The sequence below is a fragment of the Paraburkholderia sp. GAS334 genome (assembly GCF_050436625.1).
Taxonomy (GTDB): Bacteria; Pseudomonadota; Gammaproteobacteria; order Burkholderiales; family Burkholderiaceae; genus Paraburkholderia.
Map to the genome: position 1 here is coordinate 205,102 of NZ_JBNDMO010000010.1, position 16,121 is coordinate 221,222.

Here is a 16,121-nt window from a genome sequence, read left to right on the forward strand (position 1 = left end):
GCATCGGCGCAATGCGTTCAATAGTGCACAAAACGTGAATCGTAACGTTTCATCATAGACATTGACAGCCCTTGCTTTGCCCCTTAATTTAGGTATCACCGCATATCAGGAACGTGCAGATGCCCGATGATCGCGAGTCCGAGATTTCATGCACGTCACACGCGATATGGCAACGGGCGGCAGTTCATGCATCGCGCAAGACCCACCTCGCGGACATGACGGAACCCATGCACCCGCACCTCGCCGGGTTATCGATCTCGCTTGCCACCAGCTTCTTCAATTCCTTGCGCGATGGCACTGCAGCATTCGCTGCGGGCAGTCCATGCGCGCATCACGCAGCCGGGAGGACTTCATCGTGAAACGATCCGGAGCACACAAGCCACGTGTGCTGCTTCTCTGTGCCGCGCTCGCTGGCGCGCCGCTGTTCATCGGCGTCGCTACGCCCACCGTTGCCTATGCGCAAAGCCCCGCGAAGGTTTCGAACCAGCAGCTGGACTCGCTGACCGCGCCCATTGCGCTCTACCCGGACGCCCTGCTCGCGCAGGTGCTGATGGCCGCCACATTCCCGCAGGACGTAGAAGCCGCCGCAGCCTGGTCGAAGTCGAATCCGAACCTCAAGGGCGACGATGCCGTGAAGGCGGTCGCGCCGCAACCGTGGGACCCGAGCGTGCAATCGCTTGTCGCGTTCCCTCAGGTGCTCGCCACGATGGCGTCGAAGCCGGACTGGGTCACGCAACTCGGCAACGCATTTCTCGCCCAGCCGAACGACGTGATGGACTCCGTGCAGCGGCTGCGCAAGCAGGCGCAGCAGGCAGGCAACCTGAAATCGAGCGAACAGCAAAAGGTGGTCGTCGAACAGAGCACGATCCAGATCGTGCCGGCGAATCCGCAGGTCGTGTACGTGCCGACCTATAACCCCACGGTCGTCTACGGAGCGTGGCCCTATCCCGCGTATCCGCCCGTGTATGTTCCACCGCCGCCCGGCTATGCGATCGCGACCGGCCTCGCCGCGGGCCTTGCGTTCGGCGCCGGCGTCGCGGTCGCGAACTCGCTGTGGGGCGGGTTCAACTGGAACAATCACAGCGTCAACATTAACGTCAACCAGTACAACAACATCAACGTCAACAGGCAGCTCAACGTCAATAGCAGCACGACGAACTGGAATCGCAACGCCAACGTCAACCGCAACACCAATGTCAGCAACAATCTGAGCAGCACGCAGCGCGATGCCTACCGTGGACGCGACAACAGCAGCGCGCGTGCGCAGGCGCAGCAGACGTTGCAGAATCGTACCGGCCAGAACATGAGCGGCACGGCCAGCCAGCGCGTGCAGGGCATCCAGCAGGGCGGTGCAAATGCCAATAACGTGCGCAACAACGCGCAGAACGTGAACCGCGACAACGCGCTGCGCGGTGCCGGCAACGGCAGTGCCGCGCAGCAGGACGCACAACGCGGGCAAGCGAGCCGCCAGTCGCAGGCAAGCGCGGGCGGCGGATTGGGGTCAGGCGGCGGCGGTCAGCAACGCAGCGGTGGATTCGGCGCCGGTGGCGGCGGTCAACAGGCCAGCGGCAGGCCCGGCGCAGGCGGCGGTCAACAGGCCAGCGGTGGGCTCGGCGCAGGCGGCGGCGGTCAACAGCGCGGCGGCGGACTGGGTGGCGGCGGTGGTGGCGGACTGGGCGGTGGCGGCGGCGGTCAGCGCCACTTTGGCCGTCAACGTTGAACGATCACAAAGGAGCCGCTAATGATTCGCTTTCCTGCACTTCGCGCACGCCGCGTCCGCGCCGTAGCGCTCGCCATCACACTCAGCACTGTCGGCACGGCGGGCACGTTGCTCGCGGTGCTGGTCCTGTTGCTCGGCACCACGGCCGCCCACGCGCAGGTCGTTTATCCGACACCTGATGCCGCTGCCAACGCATTTGCCGATGCACTCTCCCGCAACGATCACGATGCGATGAAGCGTGTACTCGGCAACGATTTCACGCGTTTCATCCCGACGAAAGATATAGGCGAAGACGATATCTATGCGTTTCTCGGCGAATGGTCGCAGGGACACCAGATCGTCAACGATCCGGCGCCGCTTAACGGGCACCCCAGCGCGCATCTCGGGGTCGGCACAAGCGGCTGGACCTTGCCCATTCCGCTCGTGCAGACTTCGCACGGCTGGCGTTTCGATCCTGTCGCCGCCGGGGACGAAATCCTGACGCGCCGCATCGGCCGCAACGAACGCGCGGCGATGATGACTTCGCTTGCCTATCTCGATGCGCAGAACGACTACAACAAGCTGACCCAGCACTATGCCCAGCACATCGTCAGCACGCCAGGCCAGCGCGACGGCCTGTACTGGCCTACTGCGCCAGGCGAAGCGGAAAGCCCGCTCGGTCCACTCGCGGCAGCGATGCCGCACGGCGCCACCGTGACGAAGGAGGGTTATCACGGTTATCACTATCGGATTCTGACCGCGCAGGGCGCACACGCAAAAGGTGGCGCGCAGAACTATGTGCAGGACGGCACGCTGACGAAGGGTTTTGGCCTCGTCGCGTGGCCAGTCGAATATGGCAAGACGGGTGTGATGAGCTTCATCGTCAACCAGGACGGCCAGCTGTATCAGAAGAACCTCGGCCCGCAGACGACGCGCGCCGCAGCGTCGGTCAAGTCGTTCGATCCTGATCCGTCCTGGCAGGCAGTCCAGCCCTGAGCGTCCAGTCCGGCGGGCCTCGACGGTATAATGTGAGACTTCGCAGCGGCGCAGATCCTGCGCCGCGCGCTTTTTGTCACGTCGCCTGTACGTGCCCGAAAGCGTTACGACGCGCACACGTCTCACGCATCGCGCGCCGCGCATCCCGAACTGCCCACTCTCGACCGACCATGACAGCCACCCTCATCGACGGCAACGCCCTCTCCCGTACTCTTCGCGCCGACGTCGCCACGCGCGCTGCCGCCCTCTCCGCCCGTGGTCATCAACCGGGTCTTGCTGTTGTGCTCGTCGGCGACAATCCCGCGAGCGAAGTCTATGTGCGCAACAAGGTGAAGGCGTGCCAGGACAATGGCCTCTTCTCTTCGTATGACCGCTATCCGGCATCGCTGTCCGAAGCGGATCTGCTGGCGCGCATCGACGAACTGAACCACGATCCGAAGATTCACGGCATCCTGGTCCAGTTGCCGCTCCCGCCGCATATCGACAGCCATAAGGTCATCGAAGCGATCGCGCCGGAGAAGGACGTCGACGGCTTTCACGTCGCCAACGCGGGCGCGCTGATGACCGGCAAGCCGCTGTTCCGTCCGTGCACGCCTTATGGCGTGATGAAAATGTTCGAAGCGCACGGCATCGCGTTGAAGGGCGCGGAAGCGGTGGTCATCGGCCGCTCGAATATCGTCGGCAAACCGATGGCGCTGCTGCTGCTCGAAGCGGGCGCGACCGTCACGATCTGTCACAGCAAGACACGCGATCTCGCTCTTCACACGCGCAACGCCGACGTGGTTGTCGCGGCAACAGGTATGCGCAACATCCTGACGGCGGATATGGTGAAACCGGGCGCAGCCGTCATCGACGTCGGCATGAATCGCGATGAGACCGGCAAGTTGTGCGGTGACGTCGATTTCGCGGGCGTCAAGGAAGTGGCCGGCTACATCACGCCGGTGCCAGGCGGCGTAGGTCCGATGACGATCACGATGCTGCTCGTCAACACGATCGAAGCCGCTGAGCGCGCTGCAAACGCAAACGCCGCGTAAAACGTGAACTGCGCCGGGCGGCTCAACTTCTGATAATTTGCTTCCTGACGGTTGGAAACGGCGTCTCCCGCCCCAATAACCTGATTGACGGGCGCGGGACGCGTTGCCGCGCACGCCCGCGCGTTGCCCCTTTTTGATCCGCGACAGACAGGAAGCCTTATGTCATCTACGTCAGCCACCACCCGCCCGAACGCGGACAATCCGCTCCTCGATTTCACCGATCTGCCGCGCTTTGGCGAAATCCGCCCCGAACACGTCACGCCTGCCCTCGATGTATTGCTCGCCGACGCGAATGCTGCCGTCGAACGCGCGAGCGCGCCTGTCACGCCGGCTTCGTGGGCCGACGTCGTCGAGCCCGTCGAACGCGCGACCGAACCGCTGTCGCGAGCCTGGGGCGTGATCGGCCATCTGAACGCGGTTGCCGATACGCCGGAACTGCGTGCCGTCTACGGCGAAAATCTGCCGCGCGTGACCGAGTTCTGGTCGAGCGTCGGCCAGAATCTCGCGCTCTACGAGAAGTACAAGGCGCTCAACGCCAGCGCCGACTTCGCCTCGCTGACAGGCGAGCGCAAAAAAATTCTCGGCAACGCGTTGCGCGATTTCCGTCTGTCGGGCGCCGAGTTGCCGGAAGACCAGAAGCCGCGTTTTGCAGAATTGCAGGAGCGTCAGGCCGGGCTCTCGAAATCGTTCTCCGATCACGTGCTCGACGCGACGAATGCGTACGCCTATATCGCAACAACAGAAGCGGAACTGGCCGGCCTGCCGGATGACGTCGTCGAAGGCGCGCGCGAAGCGGCGCAACGTGACAGCAAGGAAGGCTGGAAATTCACGCTGCACTTCCCGTCGTATTTCCCGGTGATGCAGTACTCGGAAAACCGTGCGATGCGCGAGACGATGTATCGCGCGTATGCAACCCGTGCGTCGGAACTGGGTGCCGCGTACGGCAACGGCAAAGCCGAGTGGGACAACACCGCGGTCCTCGCCGAAGAACTGAAAGTACGCGAAGAAGAAGCGAAGATGCTCGGCTTCATGAACTTCGCTGAAGTATCGCTGGCGCCAAAGATGGCCGAATCGCCCGCCCAGGTGATGACGTTCCTCGAAGATCTGGCGACGCGTGCGCGTCCGCATGCGGAGCAGGACTGGAAGGAACTGCGCGAATTCGCTGCAAGCGAACTCGGCCTCGCCGACATCCAGCCCTGGGATATGACCTTTGCCGGCGAACGCCTGCGTCAGAAGCGCTATTCGTTCTCTGAAAACGAAGTCAAACAGTACTTCCCGGAAGACGCCGTGTTGAAAGGCCTTTTCAAGGTCACAGAGACGCTCTTCGGCGTGCGCATCCGTCGCGACGAAGCTGCGACGTGGCATCCGGACGTGCGTTTTTTCCGTGTGGAGAATCAGGACGGTGCGCTCGTCGCGCAGTTCTATCTCGATCTGTACGCGCGCGAAGGCAAGCGCGGCGGCGCATGGATGGACGATGCGCGTACGCGTCGCAAGCGCGCCGAAGGCGGCGTGCAGACGCCCGTCGCGTATCTCACGTGCAACTTCTCGGCGCCGGTGGGTGGCAAGCCAGCATGCTTCACGCACGATGAGGTGATCACGTTGTTCCACGAGTTCGGGCACGGGCTGCACCACATGCTGACACGCGTCGACGAACTGGGCGTGTCCGGCATCAACGGCGTCGAATGGGACGCGGTCGAATTGCCGTCGCAGTTCATGGAAAACTTCTGCTGGGAGTGGGACGTGCTAAGCGACATGACCTCGCATGTCGAGACCGCTGCCCCGCTACCGCGCCCGCTGTACGACAAGATGCTTGCCGCGAAGAATTTCCAGAGCGGCCTCGGCACATTGCGGCAGATCGTGTTCTCGATGTTCGATATGTCGCTGCATGTGGACTTCGATCCATCCGGAGAGAAAAGCGCGAACGATCTTGCACGTGAGATCAATGAGCGTTTCCATGTGATTCCGCAGGCGTCGTTCTCGCGCTGGCCGAATACGTTCAGCCACATCTTCGCGGGTGGGTACGCCGCGGGCTACTACAGCTACAAGTGGGCGGAAGTGTTGTCCGCCGACGCGTACGCCGCATTCGAAGAAGCCGCGCAGGCGAAGCATGGCAGCGTGCTCGATGTGGCAACCGGCACGCGCTATCGCAAGGAGATTCTCGAAGTGGGCGGCAGCCGGCCTGCAATGGAATCGTTCAAGGCGTTCCGTGGCCGCGAGCCGAATATCGATGCGTTGCTGCGTCATAACGGCATGACGCCTGGCGCTGCGCATTCATAGCGCTGGGTGCCCGATGCCGCAGTGCGTGGTGCTGTGCGCGCCGCCCGCGGCAAGCCACGTGATGTAAAAGAGGCCGGTGATTGCTCACGCAATCACCGGCTTTTCTTTGTTCCGCGGGCGCCTAGCGATGCAGCCTGAAATCGACCGTGGAAGGTCGTCCTTCCAGTGTGAGCGTCGCTTGCGCAGCCGGTGCACGGCTGACTACCTTGCCACGCCGGATCACCGCGAGCCGCGCCGCTCGCAGACGGATCGCCTCGGCCGGATCGCGCGCGTCGAGCATGACCAGATTCGCCTCGCAGCCGGGTTCGATGCCATAGCCTTCCAGACCGAGAATACGCGCCGCGTTGACCGTGACCGCATCGAAGCACGCGCGTATGCCATCCTGGCTGGTCATCTGCGCGACGTGCAGGCCCATATGCGCGACTTCGAGCATGTCGCCAGAACCGAGGCCATACCACGGGTCCATCACACAGTCGTGCCCGAACGCGACATTGATGCCCGCGGCCAGCATCTCCGGCACGCGCGTCATGCCCCGACGCTTCGGATACGTGTCACTGCGGCCCTGCAGGGTGATGTTGATCAACGGATTGGCGATCGCCGCGACGCCCGCTTCGCGCATCAATGGCAGCAGCTTGCTGACGTAGTAGTTGTCCATCGAATGCATCGACGTCAGGTGCGAGCCGGTGACGCGCCCATGCAACCCCAGACGATGTGACTGCGCCGCCAGGGTTTCGATATGACGCGACATCGGATCGTCCGATTCATCGCAATGCATATCGACGCGCAGCCCCTGCTCCGCCGCGTATTCGCACAGGATGCGCACGGACTCCGCGCCATCGGCCATTGTCCGCTCGAAGTGCGGGATACCGCCGACTACATCGACGCCCATCGATATCGCGCGCTTGAGGTTATCGAACGCGCCCGGACTGCGTAGCACGCCGTCCTGCGGGAACGCGACCAGTTGCATGTCCAGATACGACGCGACGCGACGCTTCACTTCGAGCAGCGCTTCGACAGCGAGAAGCCGCGAATCGCAGATGTCGACGTGCGTACGAATAGCCAGCAGCCCGCGTGCGACGGCCCAGTCGCAATATTGCAGCGCGCGCTCGATCAACGCCTCCTGCGTCAGCTGCGGCTTGAGCTCGCCCCAGAGCGCGATGCCCTCCAGCAGGGTGCCCGACGCGTTCACGCGCGGCAAACCGTACGACAGCGTCGCGTCCATATGGAAATGCGAATCGACGAAAGGCGGCGTAACGAGCGATCCCGCTGCGTCGATCTCCTCGGACGCGGTGGCAGCGAGACGTGGCTCTACGGCGAGAATACGACCGGCTTCGATGCCGATATCGACGGGCTCATGGCGCCCCGGGGTATGGCCCGGCAGGACGGCACGGCGAATGATCAGGTCCATCAGCGGCTCCTTTGATTGCCTTCGATTCTATCGACGTCAGAAAGCGTAGGGAACCCGTTTACCCATCTGGACAAGGTCGCCGCTGCTGCAGAACGCGGCGACATCTGGAGCGACTTGGGGACGATATATCGGCCAGACAGTGAAGATGAAGGAACCAGCGTTCAGGTTCTTCAGGATCACCCGGACGTGAGCTGATTGAACGGATTGTGGCGACGCATTGCGTCAATGCGTTCGTTGACCCGCAATGGCCAGAAAACGCCGAAAACAAAAAAACCCGCCGATGCGGGTTTTTGCTGGCGACAGCATCGCCGGACTTGCGCGGCACGTTGAACAAGAAAGCAACGAAGCCTTGTTGGTTGCGGGGGTAGGATTTGAACCTACGACCTTCGGGTTATGAGCCCGACGAGCTGCCAGACTGCTCCACCCCGCGTCAGAGGAAGCGAATTGTACTGGCGCACCCACAGCGCGTCAAACATTCATGCAAATTATTTTGCGTGCTCACAGATCGGCGACCGTTGCGCCTTCGATCTTTCCATCGATGATGTCCGCGCCGTATTGACTTGCGCTGCGCTTCGCCACGCCGAAATCCGAAAACGTCGATTGTCGGGAGAGACGAAATACGCGGCTCGCCTTCGATCCGCTGATCGCGCCCGGCCGGCACACGCGCACTGCGACGTCGTAACCTTCCGCGTTTTTCTTGTGTCCATCGAACTTGTTGAATTCCCGCGAAAAAACGAGGGGATGCACTTCGAAGTCCTTGTAGATGACCGGATAAAAGTCAGCCATGATGCGCCCCTGAAACATGTATGTCGCCCCACTATACGCCGCGCGGCGAAGCGTCCCGGGAATTATTTACCCTGGTGAGGCGCGTCCTTCAGTGCGCCAGGGCGAACGCGTGCCGGACAGCATCCAGGCGCACTCCGCGTTCATGTAAACTCCCGTTCTATCGCGCCCGCTCTCTCCGACACCGAATGAAAATCGCCACCTGGAATGTGAACTCGCTGAAGGTTCGCCAGCAGCATGTGACCGACTGGCTCGAACAGAGTCAGACCGATGTGCTGTGTCTGCAGGAACTTAAGCTGCCCGATGAGAAATTCCCACGCGCCGAGCTCGAAGCCAAAGGGTATCGAAGCTGGTTCGCCGGTCAGAAAACCTATAACGGCGTCGGCATTCTGGTGCGCCAGGGCCTCGTCGTCGATGAGGCCTCGATCGTGCGCAACATTCCCGGCTTCGATGACCCGCAGCAACGCGTGATCGCCGCGACGATCGAAGGCGTACGCATCATCTCGGCGTATTTCCCGAACGGCCAGGCGCCGGGCACGGACAAGTTCGCCTACAAGCTGCGCTGGCTCGACGCATTGCACACCTGGATTGACAGCGAACTCGCGCAGCATCCGCACCTCGCGCTGCTGGGCGACTACAACATCGCGCCCGAAGATCGCGATGTGCACGATCCGAAGGCGTGGGAAGGACAGAACCTCGTCTCACCGGAAGAGCGTGCGCAGTTCGTGCGTCTCGTCGAACTGGGTCTCATCGATGCTTTCCGGAAGTTCGAGCATCCGGAAAAAACCTTCACGTGGTGGGACTACCGGATGCTGGCCTTCCGTCGCAATGCGGGCATGCGGATCGACCATATCCTGCTGTCGAAATCGCTGGCCGACAAATGCACACTGTGCGATGTCGATCGCGTTCCGCGCAAATGGGACCAGCCGTCGGACCACGCGCCGGTTGTCGCGCAGATCGACTGAATGCGCTCTTTTAGTCTGGCTGACCCGCGACTGACGCTGCGAACACGCGCCCGCCCAACGTCAGCCACCCGGTGACGTGTTATCCCAGCTGCGACCACAGAAAACCGAACACCATCGCATCGTAAGCGGCACGCTCCAGCGCATCGGAGCCCGAGCCGTGTCCGCCATCGGTGTTCTCCCAGTACCACACATCCTCATGTCCCGACGCCTGCATGCGCGCCACCATCTTGCGCGCGTGCCCCGGGTGCACACGATCGTCGCTCGTCGAGGTCGTGAACAGAACCGACGGGTATTTCGCGCCAGCCGACACGCGGTGATACGGTGAATACGCAGCCAGCGCACGTGCTTCCTGCGGATCATCCGGGTCGCCGTATTCGTCCATCCACGACGCGCCCGCGTGCAGCAGGTGATACCGCTGCATATCGAGTAACGGGACCTCACACACCACCGCGCCAAAAAGCTCGGGACGCTGCGTCATGCACGCGGCGACCAGCAGCCCGCCGTTGCTGCCGCCCTGAATGCCGAGTTGCGCGGCGGTTGTGACGCCATCGCCGATCAAAGTCTCAGCGACTGCGATGAAATCGTCGAACGCGCGTTGACGATGCTCGCGCTGCGCAGCCAGATGCCACTGTGTACCGTACTCGCCGCCACCGCGGATATGCGCGACCACATAGATGCCGCCCTGCTCCAGCCAGCCGATGCCCGGGCTGACCAGATAGTCCGGCGTCAGCGGGACAGCGAAGCCACCGTAACCCGTCAGCAGGCACGGACTCGCAACGGACGTCGATGCATCGAGAATGCTGCGCGCGCCGACGATCGTGTATGGCACACGCGTGCCGTCCTTCGATTGCGCGTGACCGCGCTTCACCATCAGCGGCGCTGCGTCGAACTGGGTGGGCCAACGGTCCAGCACGGTCCACGCTGACAGGTCCTCCTGAGCGAGATCGGCGAGACAGTATTCGGGCGGCTGCAGATAATCGTCGACATCGACATAGACCTCGTCGTTAAGCGTGGCCTCGATCGGTGAAACGTCCACCTGCGACGTTTCGCGTGACGGGAACGTCCGCGACGCCCAGTGCCAGTCGCCTTCGGCTGATTGCAACGGTTGCCAGAGCAGCGTGCGACTCTCCACGTCATCGAGATACGAGACGATCAGCGTGCTGAGCGTATGCGTCCACTCGCACGCGGACGTGAGCGGCGTCGGCGTGAAGAGCGGCATGAAATGCCGGCTGCCGGCCAGGAACGCCGTCTCCCGGATCGCGAGCAAGGCGCCGCCGGCGTAGAGGCCGCTATCGCACTGCCAGTCGAGACGCGGCTCGAGCAGCAACCACCCATGCCAGCCACCGACCGAAATATGCGACGGCACGTCATAGCGCCGCCACACGCCATTCGCATCGGGCCAGTACGTGTGCGAATCGAAGAAGTCGACATCGCGCACCGCTGAGTGACGCTTCTCCACAGGATCGTAGTGCGCCTCCACGCCGATGTCGTCGAATTCGCCGGCGAACACAACGGGGGCGTCCTCGAGCGCCGTAGCGCGCGTCCAGCGACGCACCTCGCGCGGATAACCCGAGCGCGTGAGCGTCGCATCGCCGTTGTCCCAGCCCACATACAGCGTGTCCCGGTCGATCCACGATGCCGTGTGCTTGCCGGCCACCGCGATGGAAAAACCGTCATCCACGAAGCGCTGGTTATCGATGTCGAACTCGCGCACGATCGTCGCGTCCGAGCCGCCCGGCGACAACGCGATCAGTGCCCGGTCGCCGTCCGGATACAGGATGTCGATATCGGCGCAGACCCACGGCGTGGCCTCGGCCTCGCCGAGCGCATCGAAGTCGAGCAGGTTCTGCCATTGCGGCGCGCCATTGCGCCAGCTTGTCCACGATGTGCGACGCCAGAGACCCTTCGGATTGCGGTCATCCTGCCAGAAGTCGTACGCCCAGTCCTTCCATCGGCTCGGAATAACCGGCCGCTCGCGTGGCAGATACGCACTCGCGAGACGCTGCGTAAGCGCGTCGAAGCCATCGCCGCTGCGCCATTCGGCGCGTGCGCGCGTGTTCTGCCCGCCAACCCACGCAAGCGAAGCAGGATCGTGAAGATCTTCGAGGTGGAGAAACGGATCGGGACTGCGAGGCCAGGAGCGTGCTGCGGGCATAGTGAGCTGTCGGAAGAGGACCAGTACGGATTATGCCCTGACGCCGGGCAGCGCCGCGACCTGGCCGTTCGACACAGGAAGCCGGCCACGCGGAATTCTGTGGTGAATAGCAAAAAGGGTCGCCCACACGCTGCGATGCGGGTGGACGACCCTTGCTGTGTTTCTTCGATGCAGAAACTGCTATTCGAGATTCAATTCCTGAATCTTGCGCGTAATCGTGTTCCGGCCGATCCCCAGACGCTCGGCCGCTTCGACCTTGCGTCCACGCGTGAAATCGAGCGCCTCGCGAATCACGGCGGCTTCGAAACGACGCGATAGTTCGTCCATCACATCGGCCGAATTCTCGCGCAGCATACGCGCCACTTCAGTTCGCAATCCGCTTTCCCACACGCTGACGGGCGTGGTCGTCGGCGCGCCAGGCGCTGTGGACATCGGCGACGGCGCCGACGTGCCGTTCGTGCCAGCAGTGGCCAGCGCGTTGCCTGACGCGTCAGCGGCCATACCCGCGCCGGCAACGATATCCGCGCTACCGGCCGCCGACGGCACGAGATCCGGCGGCAGATCCTTGATCTCGATCGTCTGGGCCGGCGCCATGACAGTCAGCCAGTTGGCCAGGTTTTCAAGCTGCCGGACGTTACCGGCAAACGTGAGCGACGCCAGATACGCAAGCGCCTCGTCTGACACGCGTTTCGGCTCGACACCCAGATCGCGCGCACTCTTCTGCAGGAAGTGACGCGTGAGCAGCGGAATGTCCTCGCTACGTTCGCGTAACGCCGGCAGACGCAACCGGATCACGTTGAGGCGGTGATACAGATCCTCGCGGAACAGACCCTGACGGACACGCGATTCGAGATTCTGGTGCGTCGCTGCAATGACCCGAACGTTCGCGCGCAGCGGATTGTGGCCGCCCACGCGATAGAACTGGCCATCCGACAGCACACGCAACAGACGTGTTTGCAGATCGAACGGCATATCGCCGATTTCATCGAGGAACAGCGTGCCGTTCTCGGCCTGCTCAAAACGACCTTGCCGCATCGCCTGAGCACCGGTGAATGCGCCGCGCTCGTGACCGAACAGTTCGGATTCCAGCAGGTCCTTCGGAATCGCCGCCGTGTTCAGCGCGATGAACGGACCATTCGCGCGCGGGCTATGACGGTGCAGCGCGCGTGCAACAAGCTCCTTACCGGTGCCTGATTCGCCGGTGATGAGCACGGTTGCCGCAGAATGGGACAGACGGCCGATCGCGCGAAACATGTCTTGCATCGCCGGTGCCTGGCCGAGCATTTCCGGTGCATCAGCGAGGCGGTCATCCCACGTCTGCTCGCCACGCATGCTTTCGTCGACAGCACGGCGGATCAGCTCGACCGCCTTGTCGACGTCGAACGGCTTGGCCAGATACTCGAACGCGCCGCCCTGAAATGCGGCAACCGCGCTATCCAGGTCGGAGAACGCCGTCATGATGATGACGGGCAGACCCGGTACGCGTTCGCGGACGGTTTGCAACAGCTCGAGGCCTGAGCCGCCTGGCATCCGGATGTCGGACACCAGCACCTGCGGGCTGTCGTGATCCAGCGCGCCCGCCGCCTCGCGCACGTTCGCGAAGCTGCGCGTCGCGAAATTTTCTCGTGCGAGGGCTTTTTCGAGCACCCAGCGGATCGATTGATCGTCGTCTACTATCCAGATCGGCTTCATATGGTCGTTCAGAAGTCTTGAGGTGCGTCAGCGTGTGTGGTGCTGTTCGATGGGTTGCCCAGTGGTAACCGGGTAATCACTCAAGCGGCAGCAGGATCTGAAACTCGGTGTGTCCCGGCCGGCTTTCCACTTCGATCAAACCGTCGTGTTGTTGCACGAACGTCTGCGCGAGCGTCAGGCCAAGACCGCTTCCATCCTCACGCCCCGAAACGAGCGGATAGAAGATGCGGTCCCGGATATCCTCGGGAATCCCAGGACCGTTGTCGATGATATGCAAGTCCAATGCCAGCTTACAAAGACGTTTCGCGATCGTGAGTTTGCGGGCCACGCGGGTGCGCAGTTCGATACGCGCATCGCCTTGTGAAATGCGTTCGCGCAACGCTTCGGCAGCGTTGCGCACGATGTTGAGCAGCGCCTGGATCAACTGCTCCTTGTCGCCGCGCAGATCGGGCACGCTCACGTCGTAGTCGCGCTCGATCGTGAGGCCGCGCGGAAACTCCGCGAGGATGACGGCGCGCACACGCTCACATACTTCATGAATGTTCACGTCACCCACGATGTGCGGATGACGGTGCGGTTCGAGCAACCGGTCGACAAGCGTCTGCAGCCGGTCCGATTCCTTGATCACAACCTGCGTGTATTCGCGCAATTCGTCGCGCTCACGCGCACTCAGTTCGAACTCGAGCAGTTGCGCCGCGCCGCGAATGCCGCCAAGCGGGTTCTTGATCTCGTGGGCCAGGTTGCGGATCAACTGCTTGTTGACCGCAGTCAGATCCTGGATGCGTTCCTCACGGTCGGTGCGCAGATGTCGTTCGTTCTCGAAGATTTCGAGCAGGACGTAGTCCGGCACAATCTCGAGAAAGCCGACGATCGCATGCACATGCAGCGGTTCGTGCCCGGGCCGTTCGAGCACGGTATCGAGGTGAGTCGCGTGAAAACGGTGTTCGGCGATCGCGGCGATCGTCATCAGCAACTCGTCCGCGTTCGAAAAAATGTCCGGCCACGCCATCTGCGTGAGTTGCCGGCGTGACAGATCGAGCATCGACTCCGCGGAAGGATTCGCGAACACGACGCGCAACGTGCGCTTCTCCAGCACAAGCACAACCGTCGGCAATGCCTCGAATCCCGGCAGCAAACCGGAGTCGACAAGCTGGGCGTCGCTCGACAGCGGTTCGGCGTGCCCTTTCCTTGCCTTGATCAGATTCTTCAGATCCATCTTGTATCAATCTGGTCGGTATGAAACGGTGATGAGGCGAACACGGCTAACCCTGGTGCAGCAACAACGTTCCTTCTGGTCCGGCAACGCTGTGCGAAAGCTCAACAAAAAAGGGACGGCGCCGCCGTCCCTTCGTGACCGATCGCGAACGTTCGGACGCGCGCTTCGCCTTCCTCCGGCGAAGCGCCATCACCACTTACAGCGAGTAGTACATTTCGAATTCGATCGGGTGCGTGGTCATGCGGACGCGTTGCAGCTCGCCTTCCTTCAGTTCCAGATACGCATCCAGCATCGAATCCGTGAACACGCCACCGCGCGTCAGGAACTCGCGATCCTTGTCGAGCGCGTCCAGCGCCTGATCGAGGCCGGCACACACGGTCGGGATCTTTGCATCCTCTTCCGGCGGCAGGTCGTACAGGTTCTTGTCGGCTGCTTCGCCCGGATGGATCTTGTTCTGAACGCCGTCGAGACCGGCCATCATCAGCGCCGAGAACAGGAGGTACGGGTTCGCCATCGGGTCCGGGAAACGCGTTTCGATACGACGGCCCTTCGGGTTCGACACGTGCGGAATGCGGATCGAGGCCGAACGGTTTTTCGCCGAGTAAGCGAGCTTCACCGGTGCTTCGAAGTGCGGCACGAGGCGCTTGTACGAGTTCGTCGTCGGGTTCGAGATGCCGTTCAGTGCACGGGCGTGCTTGATGATGCCGCCGATGTAGAACAGCGCGAATTCCGACAGGCCCGCGTAGCCGTTACCCGCGAACAGGTTCTGGCCGTCCTTCCAGATCGACTGGTGAACGTGCATGCCCGAACCGTTGTCGCCGACGACAGGCTTCGGCATGAACGTCGCCGTCTTGCCATACGTATGCGCAACGTTGTGGACGATGTACTTCAGTTGCTGCGTCCAGTCGGCGCGCTGCACCAGCGTCGAGAACTTCGTGCCGATTTCATTCTGGCCCATGCCCCCGACTTCGTGGTGGTGCACTTCGACCGGAATGCCGATCTGTTCGAGCAGCAGACACATTTCCGAGCGAATGTCCTGGAACGAGTCGACCGGCGCGACCGGGAAATAGCCGCCCTTCGTGCCCGGACGGTGGCCCGTGTTGCCGCCTTCGAATTCCTTGCCCGACGACCACGGTGCTTCTTCCGAGCCGATCTTCACGAAGCAGCCCGACATGTCCGTATTCCACTGGACCGAGTCGAAAATGAAGAATTCCGGCTCCGGACCGAAGAAGGCCGTGTCGCCAAGACCGGTGCTCTTCAGGTACGCTTCGGCGCGCTTGGCGAGCGAGCGCGGATCGCGTTCGTAGCCCTTGCCGTCCGACGGTTCGACGACGTCGCAGGTCATGACGAGGGTCGACTCTTCGTAGAACGGGTCGATGAAGGCCGTGTCGGCGTCCGGGACGAGCAGCATGTCCGAGGCTTCGATGCCCTTCCAGCCGGCGATCGAAGAACCGTCGAACGCATGGCCGCTTTCGAATTTGTCTTCGCCAAATGCCGACACCGGCACCGAAACGTGCTGCTCCTTGCCGCGCGTGTCGGTGAAACGGAAGTCGACAAACTTGACGTCCTCGTCCTTGACGAGTTGCATGACGTCGGCCACGGATTTACTCATAACCTATTCTCCTGATTAACGAATTCGGCGGATTCTGCCGCCGCCCAAATCTAGCTGACCCGCCACCGCACGTCTATCCGATCTGCAAGATCAGACGAAAAAAACTACGGTCGAATCGATCGGGCCGTATAAAGCAGCTTCCGTGCCAACATGCGCCAGCCTGGCGCAAAAGCCTTCCGTTACGCGCACTTACGGGGAATCCTTACACCCGGCGTCGCGCAATTCGCGACATATCTCGCGAGGGTTAGCACCAACATAGTGCGAGTCATCGTGGAAAATCAATG

The 16,121-nt window shown here is 62.3% G+C and carries 11 protein-coding genes and 1 tRNA gene; 5 read left to right on the forward strand and 7 right to left on the reverse strand.

The window, feature by feature from the left end:
- Positions 1-355 precede the first annotated feature (355 nt).
- The 4 genes from P3T21_RS20160 to P3T21_RS20175 all read left to right on the forward strand — a co-directional run bounded on the left by P3T21_RS20160 (position 356) and on the right by P3T21_RS20175 (position 6,006).
- Positions 356-1,720: a DUF3300 domain-containing protein gene (locus tag P3T21_RS20160; protein ID WP_429257710.1), complete on the forward strand. Its 1,365-nt coding sequence runs from the start codon at positions 356-358 to the stop codon at positions 1,718-1,720.
- A 21-nt stretch (positions 1,721-1,741) separates the two neighbouring features.
- Positions 1,742-2,695: a DUF2950 domain-containing protein gene (locus P3T21_RS20165; protein ID WP_429257711.1), complete on the forward strand. Its 954-nt coding sequence runs from the start codon at positions 1,742-1,744 to the stop codon at positions 2,693-2,695.
- Positions 2,696-2,865: 170 nt separating this feature from the next.
- Positions 2,866-3,729 carry a bifunctional methylenetetrahydrofolate dehydrogenase/methenyltetrahydrofolate cyclohydrolase FolD gene (gene folD / locus P3T21_RS20170; protein WP_429257712.1) on the forward strand — a complete coding sequence of 288 codons (864 nt, stop codon included), beginning with the start codon at positions 2,866-2,868 and terminating at the stop codon, positions 3,727-3,729.
- 159 nt (positions 3,730-3,888) lie between these two features.
- Positions 3,889-6,006 (forward strand): M3 family metallopeptidase, encoded by a 2,118-nt coding sequence (locus P3T21_RS20175; protein WP_429257713.1) that lies wholly within the window; start codon positions 3,889-3,891, stop codon positions 6,004-6,006.
- A gap of 121 nt (positions 6,007-6,127) precedes the next feature.
- Here P3T21_RS20175 and P3T21_RS20180 read toward each other — a convergent pair whose 3' ends face one another.
- From P3T21_RS20180 to P3T21_RS20190, 3 genes are all read right to left on the reverse strand, one after another.
- A complete protein-coding gene (locus P3T21_RS20180; protein ID WP_429257714.1) occupies positions 6,128-7,414 on the reverse strand; it encodes an amidohydrolase family protein in 1,287 nt (428 codons plus the stop codon).
- A gap of 353 nt (positions 7,415-7,767) precedes the next feature.
- A tRNA-Met gene (locus P3T21_RS20185) sits at positions 7,768-7,844 on the reverse strand.
- 68 nt (positions 7,845-7,912) lie between these two features.
- Positions 7,913-8,200: a hypothetical protein gene (locus P3T21_RS20190; RefSeq protein WP_429257715.1), complete on the reverse strand. Its 288-nt coding sequence runs from the start codon at positions 8,198-8,200 to the stop codon at positions 7,913-7,915.
- Between the two features lie 185 nt (positions 8,201-8,385).
- On the opposite strand from P3T21_RS20190, the gene xth reads away from it, so the two are divergent.
- Complete coding sequence (xth, locus tag P3T21_RS20195) at positions 8,386-9,162, forward strand: exodeoxyribonuclease III (RefSeq protein WP_429257716.1); 777 nt, start codon at positions 8,386-8,388, stop codon at positions 9,160-9,162.
- Positions 9,163-9,241: 79 nt separating this feature from the next.
- Here the strand turns inward: xth and P3T21_RS20200 are convergent, their stop codons facing one another.
- The 4 genes from P3T21_RS20200 to glnA all read right to left on the reverse strand — a co-directional run bounded on the left by P3T21_RS20200 (position 9,242) and on the right by glnA (position 15,837).
- Positions 9,242-11,317 carry a prolyl oligopeptidase family serine peptidase gene (locus P3T21_RS20200; protein WP_429257717.1) on the reverse strand — a complete coding sequence of 692 codons (2,076 nt, stop codon included), beginning with the start codon at positions 11,315-11,317 and terminating at the stop codon, positions 9,242-9,244.
- 180 nt (positions 11,318-11,497) lie between these two features.
- Complete coding sequence (gene ntrC, locus P3T21_RS20205) at positions 11,498-13,009, reverse strand: nitrogen regulation protein NR(I) (protein ID WP_429257718.1); 1,512 nt, start codon at positions 13,007-13,009, stop codon at positions 11,498-11,500.
- Between the two features lie 76 nt (positions 13,010-13,085).
- Positions 13,086-14,225: a nitrogen regulation protein NR(II) gene (gene glnL / locus P3T21_RS20210; protein WP_429257719.1), complete on the reverse strand. Its 1,140-nt coding sequence runs from the start codon at positions 14,223-14,225 to the stop codon at positions 13,086-13,088.
- 196 nt (positions 14,226-14,421) lie between these two features.
- A complete protein-coding gene (glnA, locus tag P3T21_RS20215; protein WP_429257720.1) occupies positions 14,422-15,837 on the reverse strand; it encodes a type I glutamate--ammonia ligase in 1,416 nt (471 codons plus the stop codon).
- Positions 15,838-16,121: the final 284 nt, after the last annotated feature.

What these genes read in the sequence shown, in the direction of transcription:
- P3T21_RS20165 (WP_429257711.1), top strand. Translation starts at nt 1,742, where the DNA reads ATGATTCGCTTTCCTGCACTTCGCGCACGCCGCGTCCGCGCCGTAGCG.
- folD (WP_429257712.1), top strand. Translation starts at nt 2,866, where the DNA reads ATGACAGCCACCCTCATCGACGGCAACGCCCTCTCCCGTACTCTTCGC.
- P3T21_RS20175 (WP_429257713.1), top strand. Translation starts at nt 3,889, where the DNA reads ATGTCATCTACGTCAGCCACCACCCGCCCGAACGCGGACAATCCGCTC.
- P3T21_RS20180 (WP_429257714.1), bottom strand. Translation starts at nt 7,414, where the DNA reads ATGGACCTGATCATTCGCCGTGCCGTCCTGCCGGGCCATACCCCGGGG.
- P3T21_RS20190 (WP_429257715.1), bottom strand. Translation starts at nt 8,200, where the DNA reads ATGGCTGACTTTTATCCGGTCATCTACAAGGACTTCGAAGTGCATCCC.
- xth (WP_429257716.1), top strand. Translation starts at nt 8,386, where the DNA reads ATGAAAATCGCCACCTGGAATGTGAACTCGCTGAAGGTTCGCCAGCAG.
- P3T21_RS20200 (WP_429257717.1), bottom strand. Translation starts at nt 11,317, where the DNA reads ATGCCCGCAGCACGCTCCTGGCCTCGCAGTCCCGATCCGTTTCTCCAC.
- ntrC (WP_429257718.1), bottom strand. Translation starts at nt 13,009, where the DNA reads ATGAAGCCGATCTGGATAGTAGACGACGATCAATCGATCCGCTGGGTG.
- glnL (WP_429257719.1), bottom strand. Translation starts at nt 14,225, where the DNA reads ATGGATCTGAAGAATCTGATCAAGGCAAGGAAAGGGCACGCCGAACCG.
- glnA (WP_429257720.1), bottom strand. Translation starts at nt 15,837, where the DNA reads ATGAGTAAATCCGTGGCCGACGTCATGCAACTCGTCAAGGACGAGGAC.